Origin of the sequence: Variovorax sp. MSC1_012, assembly GCF_023667525.1 — a bacterium.
Classification (GTDB): domain Bacteria; phylum Pseudomonadota; class Gammaproteobacteria; order Burkholderiales; family Burkholderiaceae_C; genus Variovorax; species Variovorax beijingensis_B.
Genome location: NZ_CM174443.1, coordinates 2631193 through 2653624, shown reverse-complemented (window position 1 = coordinate 2653624; position 22432 = coordinate 2631193). Strand labels below are relative to the sequence as shown.

The 22432-nt window shown below is 68.1% G+C and carries 21 protein-coding genes; 14 read left to right on the top strand and 7 right to left on the bottom strand.

Annotated features, from left to right (window positions below; translation table 11 throughout):
- Positions 1-75 precede the first annotated feature (75 nt).
- The gene (locus tag L1081_RS12605; RefSeq protein ID WP_489416699.1) at positions 76-1884 is read right to left on the bottom strand and encodes a TRAP transporter large permease subunit; all 1809 of its coding nucleotides are present in this window, start codon (positions 1882-1884) and stop codon (positions 76-78) included.
- Positions 1885-1896: 12 nt separating this feature from the next.
- A complete protein-coding gene (locus L1081_RS12600) occupies positions 1897-2493 on the bottom strand; it encodes a TRAP transporter small permease subunit (RefSeq protein WP_489416698.1) in 597 nt (198 codons plus the stop codon).
- 198 nt (positions 2494-2691) lie between these two features.
- Between L1081_RS12600 and L1081_RS12595 the strand changes: the two genes are divergently transcribed.
- Entirely contained in the window at positions 2692-3984 is a 1293-nt protein-coding gene (locus L1081_RS12595; RefSeq protein WP_489416697.1) for an SUMF1/EgtB/PvdO family nonheme iron enzyme, read from the top strand.
- A gap of 6 nt (positions 3985-3990) precedes the next feature.
- Here L1081_RS12595 and L1081_RS12590 read toward each other — a convergent pair whose 3' ends face one another.
- The 3 genes from L1081_RS12590 to aptA all read right to left on the bottom strand — a co-directional run bounded on the left by L1081_RS12590 (position 3991) and on the right by aptA (position 8013).
- Positions 3991-5442 carry an MFS transporter gene (locus L1081_RS12590; protein ID WP_489416696.1) on the bottom strand — a complete coding sequence of 484 codons (1452 nt, stop codon included), beginning with the start codon at positions 5440-5442 and terminating at the stop codon, positions 3991-3993.
- A 36-nt stretch (positions 5443-5478) separates the two neighbouring features.
- Positions 5479-6591, bottom strand: coding sequence for a substrate-binding domain-containing protein (locus L1081_RS12585; protein ID WP_489416695.1), 1113 nt, complete (start codon positions 6589-6591; stop codon positions 5479-5481).
- Positions 6592-6657: 66 nt separating this feature from the next.
- Entirely contained in the window at positions 6658-8013 is a 1356-nt protein-coding gene (gene aptA, locus L1081_RS12580) for an omega-aminotransferase AptA (protein ID WP_489416694.1), read from the bottom strand.
- A 108-nt stretch (positions 8014-8121) separates the two neighbouring features.
- Here aptA and L1081_RS12575 point away from each other — a divergent pair, with 108 nt between their 5' ends.
- A complete protein-coding gene (locus L1081_RS12575) occupies positions 8122-9069 on the top strand; it encodes a LysR substrate-binding domain-containing protein (protein ID WP_489416693.1) in 948 nt (315 codons plus the stop codon).
- A gap of 172 nt (positions 9070-9241) precedes the next feature.
- Here the strand turns inward: L1081_RS12575 and L1081_RS12570 are convergent, their stop codons facing one another.
- A complete protein-coding gene (locus tag L1081_RS12570) occupies positions 9242-10027 on the bottom strand; it encodes an FCD domain-containing protein (RefSeq protein WP_489416692.1) in 786 nt (261 codons plus the stop codon).
- Positions 10028-10214: 187 nt separating this feature from the next.
- Between L1081_RS12570 and L1081_RS12565 the strand changes: the two genes are divergently transcribed.
- From L1081_RS12565 to L1081_RS12515, 11 genes are all read left to right on the top strand, one after another.
- Complete coding sequence (locus L1081_RS12565) at positions 10215-11420, top strand: ABC transporter substrate-binding protein (protein ID WP_489416691.1); 1206 nt, start codon at positions 10215-10217, stop codon at positions 11418-11420.
- 126 nt (positions 11421-11546) lie between these two features.
- Complete coding sequence (locus tag L1081_RS12560) at positions 11547-12407, top strand: branched-chain amino acid ABC transporter permease (protein ID WP_012746725.1); 861 nt, start codon at positions 11547-11549, stop codon at positions 12405-12407.
- A gap of 8 nt (positions 12408-12415) precedes the next feature.
- The gene (locus tag L1081_RS12555) at positions 12416-13378 is read left to right on the top strand and encodes an ABC transporter permease subunit (protein ID WP_489416690.1); all 963 of its coding nucleotides are present in this window, start codon (positions 12416-12418) and stop codon (positions 13376-13378) included.
- Entirely contained in the window at positions 13375-14145 is a 771-nt protein-coding gene (locus L1081_RS12550; RefSeq protein ID WP_489416689.1) for an ATP-binding cassette domain-containing protein, read from the top strand. The genes L1081_RS12555 and L1081_RS12550 overlap by 4 nt, the downstream gene beginning before the upstream one ends.
- Before the next feature lie 74 nt (positions 14146-14219).
- Positions 14220-14933, top strand: a complete 714-nt coding sequence (locus L1081_RS12545) for an ATP-binding cassette domain-containing protein (RefSeq protein ID WP_489416688.1) — start codon at positions 14220-14222, stop codon at positions 14931-14933.
- 34 nt (positions 14934-14967) lie between these two features.
- Complete coding sequence (locus L1081_RS12540; RefSeq protein ID WP_489416687.1) at positions 14968-16224, top strand: allantoate amidohydrolase; 1257 nt, start codon at positions 14968-14970, stop codon at positions 16222-16224.
- Positions 16221-17693, top strand: coding sequence for a M81 family metallopeptidase (locus L1081_RS12535; protein WP_489416686.1), 1473 nt, complete (start codon positions 16221-16223; stop codon positions 17691-17693). The genes L1081_RS12540 and L1081_RS12535 overlap by 4 nt, the downstream gene beginning before the upstream one ends.
- A gap of 95 nt (positions 17694-17788) precedes the next feature.
- Positions 17789-18544, top strand: a complete 756-nt coding sequence (locus L1081_RS12530; RefSeq protein WP_489416685.1) for an ABC transporter permease — start codon at positions 17789-17791, stop codon at positions 18542-18544.
- Positions 18541-19260, top strand: a complete 720-nt coding sequence (locus L1081_RS12525; RefSeq protein ID WP_489416684.1) for an ATP-binding cassette domain-containing protein — start codon at positions 18541-18543, stop codon at positions 19258-19260. The genes L1081_RS12530 and L1081_RS12525 overlap by 4 nt, the downstream gene beginning before the upstream one ends.
- Entirely contained in the window at positions 19257-20117 is an 861-nt protein-coding gene (locus L1081_RS12520; RefSeq protein WP_489416683.1) for a substrate-binding domain-containing protein, read from the top strand. The genes L1081_RS12525 and L1081_RS12520 overlap by 4 nt, the downstream gene beginning before the upstream one ends.
- A gap of 100 nt (positions 20118-20217) precedes the next feature.
- Complete coding sequence (locus L1081_RS12515; protein ID WP_124956920.1) at positions 20218-20595, top strand: nuclear transport factor 2 family protein; 378 nt, start codon at positions 20218-20220, stop codon at positions 20593-20595.
- 7 nt (positions 20596-20602) lie between these two features.
- Here the strand turns inward: L1081_RS12515 and L1081_RS12510 are convergent, their stop codons facing one another.
- Positions 20603-21742: a helix-turn-helix domain-containing protein gene (locus L1081_RS12510; protein WP_489416682.1), complete on the bottom strand. Its 1140-nt coding sequence runs from the start codon at positions 21740-21742 to the stop codon at positions 20603-20605.
- Positions 21743-21921: 179 nt separating this feature from the next.
- Between L1081_RS12510 and L1081_RS12505 the strand changes: the two genes are divergently transcribed.
- A complete protein-coding gene (locus L1081_RS12505; RefSeq protein WP_489416681.1) occupies positions 21922-22419 on the top strand; it encodes a 2Fe-2S iron-sulfur cluster-binding protein in 498 nt (165 codons plus the stop codon).
- Positions 22420-22432 lie beyond the last annotated feature (13 nt).

The window sequence follows — 22432 nt, the reverse complement described above, 5'->3', positions numbered from 1 at the left end:
AGAAAAGCCCGCATCGCGCGGGCTTTTTTTCGTCTGCGGCCCGCGCGGTGCGCGGGCCTGGAGCCAAGGGATGGGCTATTTCTTGTCCCGCTCCATCGATTCCAGCATGGCCTTCATCGGGTCGTCCTCGGCCGCAGGGGCCGCCGGCGCCGAAGCTCCGGTTTCCGGCGCGGGCGCCGGTGCGCCACCCGCATCGGGCGCGGGCACCTCGGGAGCCGGCACCTCGGGCGTGGTGCCGGGCATGTTGGCTTCCATCTCGCGCATGACCTTGTCGAGGTCATAGACCTCCTTCTCGTCCAGCCCGCTCGACACGATGCCCGGGAACGCGATGATCAGGCCGACCATCGTGAGCTGGATCAGCAGGAACGGCACGGCCCCCCAATAGATCTGCATCGTGGTGACAGGCTCGATCATCTTGCCCGTGACACGGTCCTTGTAGGCCTTGGTCGGCGCCACGCTGCGCAGGTAGAACAGCGCAAAGCCGAACGGCGGATGCATGAACGAAGTCTGCATGTTTACCGCCAGCAGCACGCCGAACCAGATCAGGTCGATGCCCAGCTTGTCGGCCACCGGCGCCAAGAGCGGCACCACGATGAACGACAGCTCGAAGAAGTCGAGGAAGAACGCCAGGAAGAAGATCAGCACGTTCACCAAGATCAGGAAACCGAGCTGGCCGCCGGGCATGCCGGTCAGCAGGTGCTCGACCCAGCGCGGTCCGTCCACGCCCTGGAACACCAGGCTGAAGATGGTCGAGCCGATCAGGATGAACACCACGAAGCAGGACAGCTTGGTGGTGGTGTTGAGCGCCTGCTTGAGCAGCGCCATGCTGAGGCGCCCGCGCACCATCGCCATGACGAAGGCGCCGAGCGCACCCATGGCGCCGCCCTCGGTAGGGGTTGCCACGCCGAGAAAGATCGTGCCGAGCACCAGGAAGATCAGCAGCAGCGGGGGAATCAGCACGAAGGTCACGCGCTCGGCAATGCGCGACAGCAGGCGCAGCCGCAGCAGCCGGTTGGCCACCGCGATCAGGAAGGCCAGCAGCACGCCGACGCACATCGACACCACGATGGTCTCGTCGGTTGCCACGCTGGTGACCGGCGTACCGGTCCACCAGGTGTGGACGTCGGCGATGTGCTCGGCGAAGAACACCGCGGCGGCCGTGGAGACGATGGTCAGCACCAGCAGCGACGGCAGGCCGCTGCTGCCGCTCGGCTCGCGGAAGGTGCGTGCCTCGATCGGCAGGGCCGGTACCCACTTGGGCTTGAAGATGGCCAACAGGATCACGTAGCCCGCATACATGGCGGTCAGCAGGAAGCCCGGCACGAATGCGCCCTTGTACATGTCGCCGACACTGCGGCCGAGCTGGTCGGCCATGATGATCAGCACCAGCGAAGGTGGAATGATCTGCGCCAGCGTGCCCGATGCCGCGATCACCCCCGACGCGAGGCGCCGGTCATAGCCGTAGCGCATCATGATCGGCAGCGAGATCAGGCCCATCGAGATGACCGAGGCCGCCACCACGCCGGTGGTGGCCGCGAGCAGCGCGCCCACGAAGATCACCGCGAGCGCGAGGCCGCCGCGCACCGGGCCGAAGAGCTGGCCGATCGAGTCGAGCAGGTCTTCCGCCATGCCGCTTCGCTCGAGGATCAGTCCCATGAGCGTGAAGAACGGAATGGCCAGCAGCGTGTCGTTCTGCATGATGCCGAACACCCGCAGCGGGAGCGCCTGCAACAGGGCTTCGGGCAACAGGCCGAGCTCCACGCCGACGAAGCCGAAGAACAGGCCGCAGGCACCGAGGCTGAATGCCACCGGAAAGCCGACCAGCAGGAAGACGATCAGCCCCGCGAACATGATCGGGGCGAAGTTTTGCGTAATGAATTCCATGGGTGCTACCGCTCAGCCTTTGACGTTGGATTCGGCGAGCCGGCGGATCGACTCGGCCAGTTCTTCTTCGGCGGACTTTTCTTCACGCTTCTGCGTGGGGTCGTCGATGCGGCCCTGCAGGAAGGCGATGCGCTTGATGAGTTCGGACCATCCCTGGAGCATCAGCAGCGAGAAACCCAGCGGGATCATGGCGTAGATGGGCCAGCGCAGCAGGCCGCCGGCGTTGTTCGACATTTCGCCCGAGCGGTAGCCCTGCAGGAAGAACGGAATGCCGTACCAGAGGATGGCCAGGCAGACCGGCGTGAGAAAGAAGCTGAAGCCGATGATGTCGACCCAGATCTGGCTTCGCTTGGAGAGGCGGCTCAGGATCACGTCCACCTTCACGTGCTCCTGGTTCAGGAGGGTGTAGCCCGCGGCAATCAGGAAGGACGCAGCGAACAGGTACCACTGGACCTCGAGAAAGGCATTGGAGCTGATGTTGAAGGCCTTTCGAACCACGGCATTGACGCCGCTGATCACGGTGGACGCAAGGATGAGCCAGATCACGTACTTGCCGATCTGGCCATTGAGCCAATCGACCGCGCGCGAAAATCTGAGCAGGAAATTCATGCTCTTCTCCAGAGAGGAAATGGATGCTTGGATGCAAAAGCGGGCCGGATTCCGCCAGCGAGCGGCGGTCCGGGGGCTTTCGGCGGACGCGCGATTTTATCGGCGCGGGAAGCCGTTTTCGGACCAGGCCGGGCGGTGTATTCCCGTAGGTGCGGGCGCAATGCGCCGCGACGGTGCGGCGGCTCGCGATAATGAAACATGCCGCCGTCGTCGCCGCCCCTGTTGCCCGCGGGCTTGCCGCACTCCATCGACTCGCCCGACATGCAGCGCGCCGGCCGCGAACTGCTCTCGCTGGCCCTGATCGATGCGCGCAACCACACGCTTCATCTGCTCTCGCTCTACGAAGAGGCGCTGGGCTCGCCCGCGCTCGCGGTGGAACGCAGGGGCGATGCGGGCGTGGTGCCGCCGGTCTGGCTGGCCGGGCACATCGGCTGGTTCGCCGAATGGTGGATCGGGCGCAACACCCAGCGTGCCTTCGGCGCCGATTGCCCGGTGCGGCCGACCCGCCTGGCCGCCATCGAGCCCGCTGCCGACGACTGGTGGAACCCGGCCCAGTTGTCTCCCGCGCAGCGCTGGTCGCCCGGCCTGCCGGACCTGGCCCAGACCAAGGCCTACCTGCTCGAAACGCTGGAGAGCACGCTCGAACTGCTCGAGCATGCGGCCGAGACCGACCCGGGCCTGTACTTCTACCGCCTTGCGCTTTTCCATGAAGACCTGCGCGGCGAGCAGTTCATCGTGATGGCGCAGACACTGGGGCTGCCTTTAGGCATCGAGCCGATGCCCGCGGCCGTCACGCGCGAGCCGCTGCTGCTGCCGGCCACGCAATGGGAGCTCGGCCTGCCAGAGGGTTGCGGATTCGCCTTTGCGCAGGAGCAGGGCGCGCACCGCGTCGAGGTGCCCGAGTTCGAGATCGACGCCCAGCCCGTGACGTGGAGCCAGTACATCGAATTCGTCGACGAGGGCGGCTACGACCGCGAGGAGTTCTGGCATCCCCAGGGCTGGCGCTGGCTGGCCTCGCAGATCGAAGGGCGGCGCGGGCCACGCCACGTCGAACAGATCGGGCTTGCGCGCAATGGCACCGGCGGCTCGGTGCTGCAGCACCGTTTTGGTGCCACCGTGCGCGCGGCCGGCCACCACAGCGCAGTGCACCTGAGCTGGTGGGAGGCCGACGCCTGGGCGCGCTGGGCCGGCCGGCGCATCGCGACCGAGGTCGAATGGGAGATTGCGGCGCACACGGCGGCGCGGCGCGGATTCCGCTGGGCCGACGTGCACGAGTGGACCGCGGGCACGCTGCGGCCCTGGCCGGGCTTTCGCGCCGATCCCTGGAGCGCGGGCAGCGAGTTCGATCCCGTGCCCGCATTCGGCGAGGCGCGCGTGCTGCGCGGCGCTTCGTTCGCGACCCGCTCGCGCTTGCGTTCGCCGCGCCGCCGGAGCTTTGCATTGCCCGGCCGCGACGATGGATTCTTCGGTTTCAGGACCTGTGCACTTTGACCTTGCCTAGTCTCCGATGCCGGTGCTCCCGATGTCCGACGACAGCGGCGGCGCCACTTCCTCCAGCGGCTTGCACTCCGCATCGGCCGCATAGCGCAGCGCCAGCAGCCCCGCGACGATGACCAGCGTGGCGCCGATCGCGTAGCCCACCATCACCGCGCCGCGGCTGCCGGTTTCGATCAGCACGCCGAACAGCACCGGCGCCACGAAGCCGCCCGCGCCCATGCCGATGGCGTAGAAGATCGCGATGGCCATCGCCCGCATCTCGAGCGGGAACACTTCGCTGACCGTGAGGTAGGCCGAACTCGCCGCGGCCGAGGCCAGGAAGAACACCGCCGACCAGCACAGCGCCTGGCTGCGCGCGTCGAGCCAGCCCATCATGAAGGCCCAGCCGGTGAGCGCGAGCCCGACACCCGCGAGCACGTAGGTCAGCGCAATCATCTTGCGCCGCCCCACGCTGTCGAACAGCGGGCCCAGCAGCAGCGGCCCGAGCACATTGCCGAGCGCGAACGGAAAGATGTAGAGCGCCACGTTGTCCTCGGCCACGCCGTAGAAGCGCGTGAGCACCAGCGCATAGGTGAAGAAGATCGCGTTGTAGAAGAAGGCCTGCGAGACCATCAGCGCCACCGCGACCACGCTGCGTTCGCGGTAGCGGCGCAGCAGCACGTGGGCCACCTCGCGCATCGACGGGCTGCGGTGGTGCCCGCCGGCATACGCTACGCGGCCTTCCGCCAGCGCGAGCGGGCCGTGCTGTGCGCGAACCTCGGCCTCGATGGTCTCGACGATGCGCAGCGCCTCGTCGGCGCGGCCACGCGACATCAGCCAGCGCGGACTTTCGGGCACGTCGCGCCGCACCAGCAGGATGGCCACCGCCAGCACTGCGCCCAGCGCGAAACCCACGCGCCAGCCCCACACCGGGCCGATCACCCGCGGATCGAGCAGCACCAGGCTGAGCCCGGCCCCCAGCGCCGCGCCGATCCAGAAGCTGCCGTTGATCGCGAGGTTGACGCGGCCGCGCACCCGCGCCGGAATGAGCTCGTCGATGGCCGAGTTGATGGCCGCGTATTCGCCGCCGATGCCCAGGCCCGTGATGAAGCGGCACAGCGCAAAGAAGGCGAAGTTCGGCGAGAACGCAGTGGCCAGCGTGCCCAGGGTGTAGACCACCAGCGTGACCAGGAACAGCTTCTTGCGCCCGAGCCGGTCGGTCAGGCGGCCGAAGAGCAGGGCGCCAATGACCGCGCCCGCGATGTAGATCGAGCCCGACCAGCCGATCTCGCCGGCGCTGAGCCCCAGCGTGTCGGGCCGCTCGAGCACGGCGCCGATCGAGCCGACCAGCGTCACCTCGAGCCCGTCGAGCACCCAGGCCACGCCGAGCGCGATCACCACGCGCCAATGCCAACGCGACCAGGGCAGGCGATCGAGACGGGCGGGAATGTCGCTGTGCACCGCAGCTGTCATGGGCACAACCTTAACCCATGTGCCCGGACCGCCTCTTCAAGCCCCGTGGTGTGCCTTCTTCTCGTGCGCGAAGGTCCACCAGGGCAGCAGCGCGCGCAGCGACTGCACCTCGCCGCTGTCCGCGGCTTCGTAGCCGGGCAGTGTTCCCAGCAGGTGCTGCCAGCTTGCGCTGCGCAGCACCGCCACCAGAGCCTGCATGGCGGGCTGGTCGAGCGCCGACTTGAGGCAGGCCAGGTGATAGCGCTCCCGCACCAGCGGCACGAAGTCGAGCCCTTCGGCGTGCGCGGCCGATTCGAGCCCGAGTCCCGCATCGGCCTGCCCGGACGCCACGGCATGCGCCACCGCGGCATGCGAGGTTTCGCAGCGCTCGTAGCCCGCGAGCACGGTGGCGTCGAGTCCGGCCTGCGCCAGCAACTCGTCCAGCAGCAGGCGCGTGCCGGTGCCGATGGCCCGGTTGACGTAGCGCGCACGCAGCCGCGCGGCGTCGGCCAGCGAGCGCAGGCTGAGCGGATTGCCCGGCGCCACGAGCAGGCCCTGCCTGCGCCGCGCGAATCCGATGAGCTTGTGCTGCCCCGGCTTGAGCAGCGGCTGGTAGGTGCGCTGCGCCAGCGAGCCGCGCGGCGGATGCTCCAGCGTGTGGAAGCCCGCCATCACGCAGCGGCCCTGGTTGAGCGCGCGGATCGCATCGACGCTGCCGGTGAAGTGAATGTCCAGGTGCAGCTGCGCAGTGCCCGCCGCATGCGTGCGCAGCAGCGCGAGCGCATCGTCGTGGCTCGCCTGCAGGCTCAGCACATGGGTGCGGTCGTCGAAGGCGAGGGCGAAGGCGCGCTCCAGTTCGGCATGCAGCGCCTCGATCTGCGGCGCCAGCCGCGCCTGGGCCTGGCGCTCGGCCCACAGCAGCTTGTCGCCGAATTCGGAAAGCTGCGCGCGCTGGCCCTGCTCGCCCTGCACCAGCGGATGGCCGAGCGCCTGCTCCCAGTGCTTGAGCTCGCCCCACACGTGGCGGTAGGACAGGTCGAGCGCGCGCGACGCGGCCGAGATGGAGCCGTGCTCGCGCACCGCCTGCAGGATCTGCATCAGCGGATTGCGGATCTGCCGCGATCCGCTGCGGCGGGGCCGGATCGCGTAGGAAAGGTCGATCTGTTGCACGGGGGCTGGCAGGAAAATGGAGGCCGGCTCATTATGCAGAGCCGTCCATTGCCTGCCTGCCGTGCGTCAGGCTGTTTCGGCCAGCGCGTCTGCCAGGGCGTTGACGAGGCGGTCGATCTCCGCCTTCTCGGCGATGAAGGGCGGCGCGAGCTGGATCGTGTCGCCGCCGTAGCGCACGTAGAAGCCCTTCTTCCAGCAGTTCATCGCGATCTCGTACGGGCGGCGCGCCGGCTCGCCGGGCAGGGCGGCGATCGTGATGCCCGCGGCCAGGCCGTAGTTGCGGATGTCCGTCACGTGCTTGCTGCCCTTGAGGCTGTGCACCGCGTTCTCGAAGTGCGGTGCGAGCGCCTGCACGCGGCCGATCATGTCCTCCTTCTGCAGCACGTCGAGCGCCGCGATGCCGGCCGCGCAGGCCACCGGATGCGCGCCGTAGGTGTAGCCGTGCGGGAATTCGAGCATGTAGTCGGGCCCGCCTGCCGCCATGAAGGTGTCGTAGATCTCCTTGCTGGCAATCACCGCGCCCAGCGGCTGCGCGCCGTTGGTCACCTGCTTGGCGATGTTCATGATGTCGGGCGTCACGCCGAAGGCTTCCGAGCCCGTGAGCGCGCCGCAGCGGCCGAAGCCGGTGATGACCTCGTCGAAGATCAGCAGGATGTTGTTGGCCGTGCAGATGTCGCGCAGGCGCTTCAGGTAGCCCTTGGGCGGAATCACCACGCCGGCCGAACCCGCGAAGGGTTCCACGATCACGGCCGCAATGTTCGAGGCGTCGTGCAGCGCGATCAGGTCGAGCAGGCGGTCGGCCAGTTCGGCGCCGTTCTCGGACATGCCGCGCGTGAAGGCGTTGGCCGCAATCTGCGTGTGCGGCAGGTGGTCCGCTTCCACGGCCTGGCCGAAGAGCTTGCGGTTGGCCGCGATGCCGCCCACCGAGATGCCGCCGAAGTTGACGCCGTGGTAGCCCTTCTCGCGGCCGATCAGGCGCGTCTTGCTGGCGAGGCCCTTGGTGCGCCAGTAGGCGCGCGCCATCTTCAGCGAGGTGTCGGCGGCTTCCGAACCAGAGCCGGTGAAGAACACGTAGTCCAGGCCCGCGGGCGTGAGCTCCTTGATCCTGTTGGCCAGCTCGAACGAGAGCGGATGGCCGAACTGGAAGGCGGGCGAGTAGTCGAGCTTGGCGATCTGGCGGCTCACTGCCTCGGTGATCTCGGGGCGGCCGTGGCCGAGCCCCGAGCACCACAGGCCCGAGAGGCCGTCGAAGATCTTGCGGCCGTCGCCATCGGTGAAGTAGGCGCCCCTGGCCTCCACGATCATGCGCGGATCGGCCTTGAAGTTGCGGTTGCCGGTGTAGGGCATCCAGTGCGCGTCGAGCCAGGCGGCGTCGGTGCGCAGGGCGGGCGTCGGTTCGATGGCGGGCGTTGCAAGGGTCATGGCGCTTCCCGCGCAAGCGGGCTCCGGAAAGGGTGATGAGGTGTGCCGATTGTTGGCAGAGCCTTCAGTGTGGAGAATGGCGCAATATCAATGTTCACTTGACACTTTATGCAAGTAAAGGCGAAAGCCCAAAACAGTGCCCGGAATCGCGCCGTCCTGGGGCAGCTCAGCGACATGGACCTGCGCCTGCTCAAGGTGTTCAAGAGCGTGGTCGACTGCGGCGGCATGGCGGCGGCCGAGCTGGAGCTGAACATCGGCACCTCCACCGTGAGCCGGCATGTGAAAGACCTGGAAACGAGGCTCGGCCTGGTGCTGTGCCGGCGCGGCCGCGCAGGCTTCGCGCTCACGGCCGAGGGCCAGCGCGTGTACGACGAGACGCTGCGCCTGCTGGCCTCGGTCGATGCCTTTCGCGGCAGCATCGACGACATCCACAACCGCATGGGCGGTCAGCTCGACGTGGCGCTGTTCGACAAGACGGCCACCAATCCGAAGGCGCGCATCGGCGACGCCATCGCGCGCTTCACCGAACTTGCGCCGGAGGTGAACCTGGCGGTGCATGTAGGCTCGATCAACGCCATAGAGCAGGGCGTGCTGGAAGGCAATTTCCAGATCGGCATCATCCCGGCGCACCGCGCCTCGAAGAGCCTGGTGTACGCCGACCTGTTCGACGAGACGATGCTGCTGTACTGCGGCAACGGACACCCGCTCTTCGAGAGCAACAACGCAAAGCTCACCTGGGCCAAGCTGCGGGAGCATCACTTCGCGGGCCTGGGCTACCACTCGCCCAACATGGAACTCAGTCACCGTGCCAAGCTCTCGCGCAAGGCCACGGGCTTCGACCAGGAGGCGATTGCGACGCTGATTCTTTCGGGGCGTTTTCTCGGTTTCCTGCCCGACCACTATGCGCAGGTGTTCGAGCACCGCGGGCTGATGAAGCCTGTGCTGCCGGCGCGCTTCAGCTACGCATGCCGGTTCGTGAGTCTGCTGCGGCGTTCGCCCAAGCCTTCGCGGGCGGTGCTGGCGTTTCAGGAATGCCTGGAGAAGGCACACAATTAAAGCCCGTCTACGACCTCGGACTTGCTCCCTCGCCCGCTTGCGGGAGAGGGCTGGGGTGAGGGCTTCGGCGATGGCAAGGGGCGTGCGGTTGCGAAGGCCCGCGGCCCTCACCCTAACCCTCTCCCCAGGGGGAGAGGGGACAAGACAAGCGGCCTGCTCTCAACCCAGCCGGTCAGCGCTGCCCACTGGGCAGCAGCAGATGCTTCGCCCCGATGTGCGCCTCCATCTCGTGCATGTGCGCCTCGGCATCGACCATGTGCTCGGCCATCAGCCGTCGCACCTCGTCCGCATCCTCCCGCCGATAGGCCGCCAGCAACTGCGTGTGATAGTCGACGTTGGCCTCGCCGAAGTGGTGATGGTCCAGCGCCTTCTTGTAGACCACGAGGTCGCGCAGCAGGTCGTTCAGGAAGCGGCACATGAAGGACAGCACCGGATTGGGGCAGGCCTCGGCCAGCATCGTGTGAAACGCGAGCTCGGCCTCCCGCTGCGTGCGCAGCTCGTCCTCGTTGGTGGGCTCCAGCGTGCAAAGGCGCACGTTGGCTTCGAGCCGCTCGAAATGTTCGGGCGTCAGCTTGCCCACCACGCTCACGGCCAGCTCGGGCTCCAGCACCTTGCGCAGCTGGTAGATGTGGTGCCCGTCCAGGTGGTGGAAGTGCAAAAAGTTGCGCAGCGGCTCCGACGCATGGTCGACCGACACCTGCTGCAGGTAGGCGCCGCCGCCGGGGCCCGTACGGATCGAGACCAGCCCGCGCACCTCCAGCGCCTTCAGCGCCTCGCGCACCGTGCTCTTCGAATAGCCGAAGAGCTCGATCAATTCCTTCTCGTTCGGCAGCCGGTCGCCGGGCTGCTTGCGCTCGGCAACGATCCAGCGCTTGACGTCCTCGACGATGACGTCGGAGAGCTTCTGCCGCTTGGCGCGGGTGTGCCCGAAGGTCATGGCGTCCTGCGTCGGTTTCATGCGTAGAGGGTCGTTTCGGGTGATGTGAGGGCGCTGGAGCAGGTATCGGGCCCGGGCCTTCCCGGATTTTGGCACGGGCATTGCTAGCGGGTTTTTACCAGCATATTAATCATATTTATCCGCTTAAATTCGGTGCCGACTTCAGGCAGCGCCTTCTCTTACCTCCCACCCACGTCCGGAGAATTCCATGCAACGCAGACACCTTCTTCAGCTCGCCGCCCTGTCGGCCGCTCCCGCCTCCCTGCTGGCCGGCCGCACGGCCTTCGCCCAATCGGCCGATGCGATCCGCTTCGGCTGCCCGGTGCCGATGTCGGGCGCCTTCGCGGCCAACGGCAAGTTCGCCGACCTGGGCATGAAGCTGGCCATCGAGCAGTACGGCAGCGTGCTCAAGCGCCCGCTGGTCTACACGGTGCTCGACACCGAAGGCAAGCCGGCCACCGCGGTGCGCAAGGTGCAGGAAGCCTCGCAGCAGCAGGGCGCGAAGTTCTTCGCGGGCGGCATCCTGTCGTCGGAAGCGCTGGCCATGGGCAAGGAGGCCGAGAAGGCCGGCGGCATCTTCATCACCACCGCGGGTGCCGACGAGATCACGGGCAAGGACTGCAACCCCGCCACCTTCCGCTGGTCGGTGCCCACCTTCGGCGCCATCGAGCAGACGGTGCGCCCGCTGATCGCCACCATGCCGAAGGCAAAGCGCTGGTACACGATCACGCCGCAGTACGTGTTCGGCGAAGGCCTGCTGGGCGCGGCGAAGAACATCTTCCAGGAGAAGGGCATCGAGCACGTGGGCAACAGCTACCACTCGCTCAACGAGAAGGAGTTCAGCGGCTATCTCACCAACGCCATGGCGGCCAAGCCCGACGTGCTGCTGCTCTTGAACTTCGGCGCGCAGTCGTCGGCCGCACTGCGCCAGGCGGTGAGCTTCGGCATGCACAAGAACATGACGATCCTCATGGCCTGGGCTTCGGGCCTGGAGCAGTTCGACGAGCTGGGCGCCGACCTGTGCGATGGCGTCTACTTCGGCGCGCAGTACTGGCACACGGCCGACACCAGCCTCAACAAGGACCTGGTGAAGCTCACGGCCGACAAGCTCAAGATCGTGCCCAACTACAGCCTCGCGGGCTCGTATGTCTGCACCAAGATCCTGATCGACGGCATCGTGAAGGCGGGCACGGTGGACCAGAAGGCCGTCATCGCGGCGCTCGAAGGCATGAAGTACGAGGGGCTCACGGGCACGGAAGAAATCCGCAAGGCCGACCATCAGGTCATCAAGGACTACTACCTGCTCAAGGGCAAGGCCAAGTCGAAGATGAAGAACCCGGCCGACTATGTGGACGTGGTGAGTTCGGGCAAGTCCTTCCTTGCAGTAGACAAGACCGGCTGCAAATTGGGCTAACCCCCAGGCTTGCCCACTGCGTGTGGCCTCCAACCCCCTTGCAGGGGGCAACACCTGCGGCCCGGCAAAGCCGGTTCCGCGGTGTTCCTGGAAGGGAGGAGAGCCGCGCCACCACTACTCACCCCTATGACCGTCTACCTGCTCCAGACCATCAACGGAATCGGCATCGGCATGCTGTATTTCCTGCTGGCCGTTGGCTTGTCCATCGTGTTCGGCCTGCTGCGCTTCGTGAATTTCGCGCACGGGGCCTTCTACCTGCTGGGCGCCTACCTGTGCTTCCAGGCCATGCAGTGGGGGCTCGACTTCTGGGCCGCGCTGGTGCTGGTGCCCTTGTTCGTGGGTGCGCTCGGCTGGCTGGCCGAGAAGCTGCTGCTGCGCCGCGTCTACGCCAAGGCGCACGAGTTCCACATCCTCGTGACCGTGGGGCTTGCGCTTGCGGTGCAGGAGATCGTCATCGTGTTCTGGGGGCCTCTCGGCAACAGCGTGGCGACGCCGGACCTGCTGCAGGGCGTGGTGATGTGGGGCAGCTTCATCTATCCCAAGTACCGGTTGTTCGTGATCGGCTTCACCGCCGTGCTCGCGGTGCTGCTGTGGTGGGTGCTCGAAGGCACGCGCCTGGGCAGCGCGGTGCGTGCGGGCAGCGAGTCGACCGAGATGGTGTCGCTGCTCGGCATCAATGTGTTCCGCGTGTTCAGCCTGGTGTTCGCGCTGGGTGCGGCCACCGCGGCACTGGCCGGCGTGCTGGCCGCGCCGATCCGCGGGGCGGAGCCTTTCATGGGCGTGGAGGCGCTCAGCGTCGCTTTCGTGGTGGTGGTGATCGGCGGGCTCGGCAGCTTCGGCGGCGCGCTGGTCGGCGGCCTCTTGATCGGCATCGTGCAGAGCCTGATGAGCACCATCTGGCCGCCGGGCGCGAGCCTGATGATCTATGTGGCGATGGGGGCCGTGCTGCTGCTGCGCCCGCATGGCCTGCTCGGCCGCAGAGGATGAACATCGCCATGCCCAAAAAAATCACTTTCCTGCTGGCGCTCGTCGTTGCGCTGGTCCTGCCGCTGGTGCTGCGCTCGGGTTCGCTCGCGAGCGAAGTGCTCATCTACGCGCTCGCGGCCCTGGGCTGCAACCTGCTGCTGGGCTACACGGGGCTGCTCTCGTTCGGGCAGGGCATCTTCTTCGGGCTGGGCAGCTACACGATCGCGATCCTGCTCACGCGCCTGCAACTGCCAATGCCGTTTGCGCTGCTCGCAGCCGTTGCCATGGGCGCATCGGGCGCGGCGGTGGTCGGCTGGGTCGCCATTCGCCAGCGCGGCACCTACTTCGTGATGCTCACGCTGGCCTTCGCGCAGATGTTCTACTTTGTGGCGTACACCGCTTCGGGACTCACGGGCGGCGACAACGGCCTTCTCGACGTGCCGCGCCCCGCCTTCATGGACACGCCCTGGAAGTACTACGCCTTCGTGGCCCTGATGTTCCTCATCGCCTTCGGCCTGTTGCTGCGCGTGACCGATTCGGTGTTCGGCCGCACGCTGCTTGCCATCCGCGACAACGAGGACCGCGCCGCCGCGGTGGGCTACGACCTCAAGCGCTTCAAGCTGCTGGCCTTCGTGATCTCGGGTGCCGTCACGGGCCTCGCGGGCGGGCTGCACGCCATGATGACCGGCATCGCGCCGCTGTCGAACGCCGAATACCACACGAGCGAGATGATCCTGGTCATTACCGTGATCGGCGGCACCGGCAACCTGTTTGCCTCGGTGCTGGGCTCGGCCTTCTATGTGCTGCTGGCCGACTGGCTCTCCACGCTGTGGCCACGGTGGCTGCTGTTGCTGGGGCTGATGTTGATTGCAGTGAGCATCGGCATGCAGCGCGGCCTCTGGGGCCTGGGCGAAAGCGCATGGCGACGCGTGTTCCGCAAGGCTCCGCCTTCTGCGCCGGCCGTGCCTGGCGTGCAGGGAGAAAAAGCATGACGCAACCCATCCTGATCGAGGCCATCGGCGTCACCAAGCACTACGGCAAGTTCGCCGCGCTCGGCGGGGTCGACCTGAAGATCAAGCGCAACACCGTGCATTCGGTCATCGGGCCCAACGGCGCCGGCAAGACCACGCTGTTCCACATGCTCACGGGCACCGGCACCACCACGGGCGGCCGCATCTTGTTCGACGGCCACGACGTGACGCACGAGCCCGACCACAAGCGCGTGCAGCGCGGCATGGCGCGTTCGTTCCAGGTGACCAGCCTGTTCGCGAGCCTCTCGGTGCGCGAGAACCTGCGCGTGGCGGCGCAGGGCGTCGCGCCGCGCCAGGCCATGAACTGCTGGCGCGCGCCGGTCGGCGAGCGCGCTTGCGCGGAAACCGTGGCCGAGGTGCTGGAACGCGTGGGCCTGCAACGACTGGCCGACGTGCCGGCGAGCGAGCTGTCGCACGGGCAGCAGCGCCGCCTGGAGGTGGGCATGGCGCTCGCCGCGAAGCCCAAGGCCATTTTCCTGGACGAGCCCACCTCGGGCATGGGCATCGACGACCTCGACGACATGAAGCGGCTGATCCGCGGCCTGCGCGATGCCCACACTGTGGTGCTGATCGAGCACAACATGAACATCGTGATGGACATTTCCGACACCGTGACCGTGATGCAGCTGGGCCGCGTGCTGGCCGAGGGGCTGCCGGGCGACATCCGGGCCGATGCGCGCGTGCGCACGGCCTACCTGGGCAACATGATCACCGGGGGCAAGGCATGAGCGCCGCGCCGGGCCGCCCCCAAGCAAGCTCGCTCCCGCTTGGCGGGAAGGCGCGCAGCGCCAAGGGTGCACCAGTGAGCGCTGCGAACATCCTCGAAGTCGAAGGCCTGCACGCGCACTACGGCAAGAGCCACGTGCTGCAGGGCGTGTCGATGAGGGTGGGCGAGGCCGAACTGGTCACGCTGCTGGGCCGCAACGGCGCGGGCAAGTCGACCACGCTCAAGGGCATTGCCGGCGCCGTCACGCCCACCGGCGGCCGCGTGCGCTTCCAGGGCGCGGACATCGCGGGCCTGCCGCCGCATCGCATTGCCACGCGCGGCGTGTGCCTGGTGCCCGAGCACCGCGGGGTCTTCAAGCTGCTCACGGTGGAAGAAAACCTGCTGCTCGGCCAGCGCCGCGATTCGCCCTGGCAGCTGGGCGACATCTACCGCATCTTCCCGCGCCTGAAGGAGCGGCGCCGCAATGGCGGCGGCCAGCTGTCGGGCGGCGAGCAGCAGATGCTGGCCATTGGCCGAGCGCTCATGAACCATCCGCGGCTGTTGATCCTCGATGAGCCGGTCGAAGGGCTCGCGCCGGTGATCGTGGAAGAAATCGTCGCGCAGCTCAAGCTCATCAAGGCGGCCGGCGTGGCCATCCTGCTGGTCGAGCAGAACCTGGAAGTCTGCGTGCAGCTCGCCGACCGCCACTACATCCTGGAGCAGGGCGTGATCGTGCACGAGGCGGGCAACACCGCCTTCATGGCCGACCACGATGTGAAAGACCGCTACCTGGGCGTGGGCCTTGCTTGAGGCTTCGCGCATCCCTTCTTCTTTTTGCAAAGCCATGAACTCACCAACCCAACTCCGCATCAACGGCGACCGTCTCTGGAATTCGCTGATGGAACTGGCGAAGCTCGGCGCCACCGAGAAGGGCGGCGTCTGCCGCATCGCGCTGACCGAGCTCGACCGCCAGGGCCGCGATCTCTTCACCCGCTGGGCGCGCGAGGCCGGCTGCGAGGTGCGCGTCGACCGGATCGGCAACATCTTTGCGCGCCGCGCCGGCCGCGACGACACGCGGCCGCCGGTGGTAACCGGCAGCCACATCGACACCCAGCCCACGGGCGGCAAGTTCGATGGCAACTATGGCGTGCTGGCCGGGCTGGAGGTGATCCGCAGCCTCAACGATGCCAAGGTCGTCACCGAGGCGCCGCTGGAGATCGCGGTGTGGACCAACGAGGAGGGCTCGCGCTTCGTGCCGGTGATGATGGGCTCGGGCGTGTTCGCCGATGCCTTCACGCTCGAGCATGCGCTGGCGCAGCGCGACAACGACGGCATCAGCGTGGCCGAGGCACTGGCTTCCATCGGCTATGCGGGCAGCGCGCCGGCCTCGGCCGCGGCGTCGCCGGTGGGCGCGTATTTCGAGGCGCACATCGAGCAGGGGCCGGTGCTCGAAGCCAACGAGCGCGTCATCGGCGTGGTCGAGGGCGCGCTCGGCCAGCGCTGGTACGACGTGGTGCTGCAGGGCATGGAAGCGCATGCCGGTCCCACGCCCATGGAACTGCGCAAGGACGCGCTGCTCGCGGCCTCCGAACTGGTGATCGAGGTCAACCGCATCGCGCTGGCCCATGCGCCGCATGCGCGCGGCACGGTCGGCTGGATCGACAACTATCCGAATTCGCGCAACGTGATCCCGGGCCGCGTGAAGCTCAGTGTCGACCTGCGCGCGGCCGACGACGTGGTGCTGTCGGCCATGGACGCTGAACTGAAGCAGGCGGTGCAGCGCATCGCCGCCAAGGCCAAGGTCGAGGCCACGGTGGAGCAGGTCGTCTACTTTCCTCCGCAGCCCTTCACGCCAGCGCTGGTGTCGGCCATTCGAGAGGCCGCGCAGGCGCAGGGCATGACCTGGATGAACGTGATCAGCGGCGCGGGCCACGATGCGGTGTACCTCGCGCGCGTGTGCCCCACGGCAATGATCTTCGTGCCCTGCCTCGACGGCATCAGCCATAACGAGATCGAGGATGCGCAGCCCGACCATCTCGAGGCGGGCTGCAATGTGCTGCTGCAGGCGATGCTGCAAAGCGCGGGAGTGGTGTCGTCATGAAGGTGCTGATTGCGCGGCTCAACCACGAGACCAACACCTTCTCTCCGGTGCCCACGCCGCTCGCGGCCTTCGGGCCCGATGGCCCCACGTTCGGAGCGCAGGCTTACAAGGACAACAAGGGCATGCGCACCGCGATGTCCGCCTTCATCGACCTGGCCGAGCAGGCCGGCGCCACGCTGGTCACGCCGGTGTCGGCCTCGGCCAATCCGAGCGGACCGGTCGATGCGCAGGCCTACACCACGCTCACCCAATGCATCGTCGATGCAGCGCCGGGCTGCGACGCCATCCTGCTCGACCTGCACGGCGCCATGGTGGCGCAGAACAGCGCCGACGGCGAAGGCGACCTGCTGCTGCGGCTGCGCGCCGCGGCGCCCGGCGTGCCCATTGGCGTGGCGCTCGACCTGCATGCCAACGTCACGCCCGCGATGGTCGGCAATGCCGACGTGATCGTCGGCTTCAAGACCTATCCGCACATCGACATGTACGAGACCGGCGAGCATGCGGGCCGCCTGCTGTTCGATCTGCTCGCGGGGCGCAGCAGGCCCGCGATGCGCTGGCACCCGCTGCCGCTGATGGCGCACACGCTGCGCAGCGCCTCGTTCACCGGCGCGATGCAGCGCGCCATCGAGGCGGCGCGCGCCGCCGAAGCGTCGGAATCGCTCGCGGTGTCGATCTTTGCCGGCTTCTCGCTGTCGGACATCGAGGCGCCCTGCATGAGCGTGGTGGTGGTCGATGCCGAATCGCCCGAGCGCGCGCAGGCCACGGCTGACCGGATCGCCAAACAGATGTGGGACGAGCGCGAGGCCTTCATCTACCGCAGCGAGCCGCTGGCCGAGTCGATTGCGCGCGCCAAGGCCATCGCCGGCGGCGCGACGCGCCCGGTGCTGCTGCTCGACCATGGCGACAACTGCATGTCGGGCGGCAGCTGCGACACCATGGACGTGCTGCAGGAGGCGCTGGCGCAGGGGCTCGACGGCATCGGCGTCGGTCCGCTGTGCGACCCCGAGGCGGTGGCCGCGCTGATCGCGGCGGGCGAGGGCGCGACGGTGACGGTGGCGCTCGGCAACAAGGTGTCGCTCGAAGGCATCGGCCTGTCGAAGAAGCCCGTGACGCTGACCGGCGCGGTGCGCACCGTCGGCAACGGCGAATACGTGATCACCGGCCCCACCTACACCGGCCAGCGCAGCAGCATGGGCCGCACGGTGCTGTTCGACATCGGACCGGCGCGCATCGTGGTGACCGAGCGCACGCAGGAGCCCTGGGACATCGGCGTCTTCGAATGTGCGGGGCTCGATCCGCGCAAGGAACGCTTTCTGCTGCTCAAGTCGCGCATGTACTGCCGGCCGGTGTTCGAGCCGCTCTCCGCCGCGCTGGTCGAATGCGACAGCCCGGGCGTGACCAGTTCGGACTACAGCCTGTTCCCGTTCTCCAAGGTGCGCAGGCCGGTCTTTCCGCTCGACCCGGTCTGAGCCGGAGGGGGTTGAGCCTACCTATGCAAAAGTCTGCATAGGTAATTGGAGGTACACCCCGATACTGCGGCGCTTCCACCCATGAAGCCCACCGCGTGAACACCTTTGCCCAGAGCGCCGTCGCGGCCTGGCAGCTGCTCGTGTCCGGCGATCCGGTGCTGCTGGCCATCGTCGGGCGCTCGCTTGCGGTCAGCGCCAGCGCCTGCGTGCTGGCCTGCGGCCTGGGCCTGCTGCTGGGCGCCTGGCTGGGCGTGGCGCGCTTTCGCGGCCGCGCCGGCTTGCTCACGCTGCTGAACACCCTGCTGGCGCTGCCGTCGGTGGTGGTCGGGCTCGTCATCTATCTGCTGCTGTCGCGCTCCGGCCCGCTCGGCTTCCTGGGTTGGCTGTTTTCGTTCAAGGCCATGGTGCTGGCGCAGACGGTACTGGTGCTGCCGGTGGTGACGGCGCTGACGCGCCAGGCCATCGAGGACGCCGAGCGTGCGCATGGCGAGCAGCTGAATTCGCTCGGCGCCAGGCCGCTGGTGCGGGCGCTGCTGCTGGTGTGGGACGAGCGCTATGCACTGCTCACGGTGCTGATCGCGGCCTTCGGCCGCGCGGTATCGGAAGTGGGCGCGGTGATGGTGGTGGGCGGCAACATCGACGGCTTCACGCGCGTGATGACCACGGCCATCGCACTCGAAACCAGCAAGGGCGACCTGCCGCTGGCGCTGGCGCTGGGCATCGTGCTGCTGGGCGTGGTGCTGGTGCTGAACCTCGCGATTGCCGCCGTGCGCGGCTGGCGCGAGCGGGTCGACGGCGGTGGCGGTGCAGGTGGCATGGCGGCCTGGTGGCGGCCGGAGGCGCGCCCGTGAAGGAACACGCGCAACTCGCGAGCGTGGATGCCACCGTCTTCGCACTCTATGGCGTCGACGTTCGCCTGGGACGCGTCGCGGCGCTGCAGGGCGCGACCCTGACCATCGCGGCCGGCGAGCGCGTGGCGCTCATCGGCGCCAACGGCAGCGGCAAGACCACGCTGCTGCGGCTGCTGCACGGCCTGGTGCCGCATGCGGCAGGGAGCTTCACCAGCGCCGCGCCGCGCGGGCAGCAGGCCATGCTGTTCCAGCGCCCGCACATGCTGCGCGCCTCGGTGACGGTCAACGTGGCCCTGGCGCTGTGGCTGCGCGGCATGCGCTGGCGCGATGCCCGCCGCGCCGCCATTCCGGCGCTGGCGCGCGTGGGCCTGGAAGACCTGGCCGAGCGCAACGCGCGTGCGCTGTCGGGCGGCCAGCAGCAGCGCGTGGCGCTGGCGCGCGCCTGGGCGCTGCATCCGGCCGTGCTGCTGCTCGACGAGCCCACGGCCAGCCTCGATCCCACCGCCAAGCGCGAGGTCGAGACGCTCATCGCCGAAGCCGCGGCCGGCCGCACGCTGGTGTTCGCGAGTCACAACCTCGGGCAGGTCAAGCGGCTCGCGAGCCGCGTGGTCTACCTCGAGCACGGCCGCGTGCTGGCCGATCTGCCGGTCCACGATTTCTTCCATGGGCCCCTGCCGGAAGAGGCCCGCCTGTTCGTCAAAGGAGAGTTGGCATGAACCTGTTCCTCAAGCAGCACCGCGCAGGCACGGGCCTGCGCGCCTCGCTGGCCGTTGCGGTCTTCTTCGTGACGGCCGGCGCCGCGAACGCCGAGACCATCACCATGGCCTCGACCACCTCCACCGAGCAGTCGGGCCTGTTCTCGCACCTGCTGCCGGCTTTCAAGAAAGCGAGCGAGATCGACGTCAAGGTGGTGGCGGTGGGCACCGGCCAGGCCATCGACATGGCCAAGCGCGGCGATGCCGACGTGCTGTTCGTGCACGACACCGCGGCCGAGGAAAAATTCGTGGCCGAGGGCTTCAGCGCCAGGCGCTACCCGGTGATGTACAACGACTTTGTGCTGGTGGGCCCGCAGGCCGACCCGGTGGGCGCGAAGGGCAGCGACATCGTCGCTGCGCTGAAGAAGATCGCGGCCGCCAATGCGCCTTTCGTGTCGCGCGGCGACAAGAGCGGCACCGAGGCGGCCGAGCGCCGCCTCTGGACGCAGACCGGCGTGGCCGAGGCGGGGCAGCCGGTGCCCAACGAGCGCAAGGGCACGGGCTACAAGGAGTGCGGCTGCGGCATGGGGCCGGCGCTGAACATCGCGGCCTCCTCCGGCGCCTATGTGCTGGCCGACCGCGGCACCTGGCTCAGCTTCAAGAACCGCGCCGGGCTGGCGGTGCTGGTCGAAGGCGACAAGCGCCTCTTCAATCAGTACGGCGTGATGGTGGTGAGCCCGGCGAAATTCCCCTCGCTCAACAGCCGGGGCGCGCAGAAGTTCGTCGACTGGGTGATCTCGCCGGCCGGGCAGCAGACCATCGCGGCCTACAAGATCGGCGGCGAGCAGCTGTTCTTTCCCAACGCATCGGCGAACTGAGGCCATGACCTGCGAGGTCATCGACGCCGTGCGCGCCCGGCGCGACCATTCCTTCACCCCGCGATGTTGCGGGTCGAACCCTCGAAAGGAAATGGTCATCATGAACACTGCCGCACACGACGCCGCCGCCATTGCCCAACGCTACATCGCGGCCTGGAACGAAACCGATGCCGCGCGCCGCGCGCAACTGATCGAAGCCGGCTGGACGGCCGATGCGCACTACGCCGACCCGCTGGCGCAGGCCAGCGGCCGCGAGCAGATCGGAGCGCTGATCGGCGCCGTGCACCAGCGCTATCCGGGTTTTCGCTTCAACCTGTTCGGCAAGCCCGAGGCGCATGGCGACAACCTGCGTTTCTCGTGGACCCTGGGCCCGAGCGGCGCCGAAGATCTGATCCAGGGCACCGACTTCGCGCGGCTCGACGCGGGCAAGCTGCAGTCGGTGACCGGCTTCCTCGACAAGGTGCCTGTGGGGGCCTGAACAGGCTTCAGTCTGCGGCGCCCGAAGCGGCGCGGCCGCGCCAGAGCTTGCGGTAGACCGTGGCGCGGCTGATGCCCAGCGTGCGCGCGGCTTCGGCCACGTTGCCGCGGGCGTCGGCCACGGCCTTGCGGATCAGCGCGGCCTCGACGTCGCGCAGCCGCGGCCGGGCTTCGGGCACCGCGACGGCCAAGCCCTTGCCGCCGCGCTGGGGCCGGACCTGCACGCGCAGGCCTGACCACAGCGGCACCTCGAGCACGGCGTCGCCGCGGCGGGCCGCATCGAACAGCATGTCGAGCGGCATCGCGAACAGGTCGTTGCAGTGCAGCGTGTGCGGGCTGCGCGCCAGCGGCTCGTGCAGCATCTGGCGCGCCGCGGCATTCGCGCCCGCCACGGTGCCGTCGGCGTCGATGCATAGCAGCCCGTCGGTGGCTTCGCCGTGCGGGCAGCCCGGCCACGAGAGATGCAGGCGCAGTTCGCAGGGCTGGTTCAGCACCAGCAGGTTCTCGATGCTGCGCGCCGACAGCGTGGCCAGGTGCCGCAGCTCCGGCCGCTCCGCCGCCTGCACGCCGGTCAGGTCGAGCATGCCGATGCAGTCGCCCCGCGGGCCGAACAGCGGCGCCCCGGCGCAGCTGTAGATGCTGGTGTCCTCGAAGAAGTGCTCGCCGCGGTGCAGCCACACCGACTCCTGCTCGGCCAGCGCGGTGCTGATCGCGCTGGTGCCGACCGCGCGCTCCGACAGGTCGACGCCCACGCGGGCGATGTTGCGGGCATAGCGGCTCGCGGTGTCGGTGCCGTCGGGCAGCGGGCCCACGTCGACCACGATGCCCTCGGCATCGGTCAGGACGGCGAAATAGCGCGTGTCGGCGATGGCGCGCGACAGCCGCTCGATCACCGGCCGCGCCGCCGACACCAGCGCGCGGTTGCGCTCGGCCATGTCGCGCACGGCCGACCTGGCCACGGGCTCGAAGGTGATCTGCTGCTGCGGCTGCCGCCCCGCCTCCAGGCAGCGCTCCCAGGAACGCAGGATCCACGGCTCGATGCGCACCGCGCTCCGCGAGCGGGGGGCTTCGCCGTGGATCAGTTCCCGGCGGGCCTGCGCAATGGCGGCGGAACGTTCGGGCAGGGGCGCAACGATGGAGGCGGACATCGGATCGGTTCGCTCGGGTGGGGCGTTTTTTTCAGACTTGCCGGGCTGCAAGCTGTTTCATTTTGAGAATTTCGTACGGGCTGCGCAAGCGGCAAGGGTTTTGCCTAGGATAGTGCACCGGGCCGGCATCCAAGATGCCTTTCGCTGAACCAGCCATCACCTTCAACGGAGACAGCCAAATGCAGGTAGCTTTCACGGTCAACGGCCGACCGGCCACGGTCGACGCACCCCCCAATACCTTCCTGGTGCACGCCATCCGCGAGCATCTCCACCTGACCGGCACCCATGTCGGCTGCGACACCGCCCAGTGCGGCGCATGCACCGTCCACATGAACGGGCGCGCGGTGAAGTCGTGCAACATCCTGGTCGGGCAGGCGGCCGGCGCGCAAATCACCACCATCGAGGGCGTCGCCCAGCCCGACGGCACCATGCACCCTATGCAGGCGGCCTTCAAGGAATGCCATGGCCTGCAGTGCGGCTTCTGCACCCCGGGCATGGTCATGAGCGCCATCGACCTGTGCACCCACCATCCCAGGTCGAGCGAGTCCGAGATCCGCGAGCTGCTCGACGGCAACCTGTGCCGCTGCACGGGCTACCAGAACATCGTGAAGGCCGTGCAGATGGGCGGCGAGGCCATGGCCTCGGGCACGCCGGTCAAGACAACCGCCACGGCGTGAAAGGAGCAGCATC